2 other annotated features are annotated in these 1,535 nt (G+C 52.6%).

What is annotated here, in order from left to right:
* Positions 1-237: 237 nt before the first annotated feature.
* Positions 238-965 (reverse strand) — a sequence feature (23S ribosomal RNA rRNA prediction is too short).
* A gap of 7 nt (positions 966-972) precedes the next feature.
* Positions 973-1,483 (reverse strand) — a sequence feature (23S ribosomal RNA rRNA prediction is too short).
* Positions 1,484-1,535 lie beyond the last annotated feature (52 nt).

Genomic DNA, 1,535 nt, shown 5'->3' on the forward strand with positions numbered 1-1,535 from the left:
GATTTACCTAATTGTTCCGCCTACATGCTTAAACCGGGACAACCGTCGCCCGGCCAACATAGCCTTCTCCGTCCCCCCTTCGCAGTAACACCAAGTACAGGAATATTAACCTGTTTCCCATCGACTACGCCTTTCGGCCTCGCCTTAGGGGTCGACTCACCCTGCCCCGATTAACGTTGGACAGGAACCCTTGGTCTTCCGGCGAGCGGGTTTTTCACCCGCTTTATCGTTACTTATGTCAGCATTCGCACTTCTGATACCTCCAGCATGCCTCACAGCACACCTTCGACGGCTTACAGAACGCTCCCCTACCCAACAACGCCTAAGCGTCGCTGCCGCAGCTTCGGTGCATGGTTTAGCCCCGTTACATCTTCCGCGCAGGCCGACTCGACCAGTGAGCTATTACGCTTTCTTTAAATGATGGCTGCTTCTAAGCCAACATCCTGGCTGTCTGTGCCTTCCCACATCGTTTCCCACTTAACCATGACTTTGGGACCTTAGCTGGCGGTCTGGGTTGTTTCCCTCTTCACGACGGACGTTAGCACCCGCCGTGTGTCTCCCGTGATAACATTCTTCGGTATTCGCAGTTTGCATCGGGTTGGTAAGCCGGGATGGCCCCCTAGCCGAAACAGTGCTCTACCCCCGAAGATGAGTTCACGAGGCGCTACCTAAATAGCTTTCGGGGAGAACCAGCTATCTCCCGGTTTGATTGGCCTTTCACCCCCAGCCACAGGTCATCCGCTAATTTTTCAACATTAGTCGGTTCGGTCCTCCAGTTAGTGTTACCCAACCTTCAACCTGCCCATGGCTAGATCACCGGGTTTCGGGTCTATACCCTGCAACTTAACGCCCAGTTAAGACTCGGTTTCCCTTCGGCTCCCCTATACGGTTAACCTTGCTACAGAATATAAGTCGCTGACCCATTATACAAAAGGTACGCAGTCACCCAACTAGTAGGCTCCCACTGCTTGTACGTACACGGTTTCAGGTTCTGTTTCACTCCCCTCGCCGGGGTTCTTTTCGCCTTTCCCTCACGGTACTGGTTCACTATCGGTCAGTCAGGAGTATTTAGCCTTGGAGGATGGTCCCCCCATATTCAGACAGGATACCACGTGTCCCGCCCTACTCTTCGAGTTCACAACGTGTGCATTTTTGTGTACGGGACTTTCACCCTGTATCGTGCGACTTTCCAGACGCTTCCACTAACACACACGCTGATTCAGACTCTGGGCTGTTCCCCGTTCGCTCGCCGCTACTGGGGGAATCTCGGTTGATTTCTTTTCCTCGGGGTACTTAGATGTTTCAGTTCCCCCGGTTCGCTTCATTACGCTATGTATTCACGTAATGATAGTGTGTCGAAACACACTGGGTTTCCCCATTCGGAAATCGTCGGGTATAACGGTTCATATCACCTTACCGACGCTTATCGCAGATTAGCACGTCCTTCATCGCCTCTGACTGCCAGGGCATCCACCGTGTACGCTTAGTCGCTTAACCTCACAACCCGAAGATGTTTCGTAAAACATCGTCGTGTC

The sequence above is a fragment of the Pseudescherichia vulneris genome, from assembly GCF_902164725.1.
GTDB classification, from domain to species: Bacteria; Pseudomonadota; Gammaproteobacteria; order Enterobacterales; family Enterobacteriaceae; genus Pseudescherichia; species Pseudescherichia vulneris.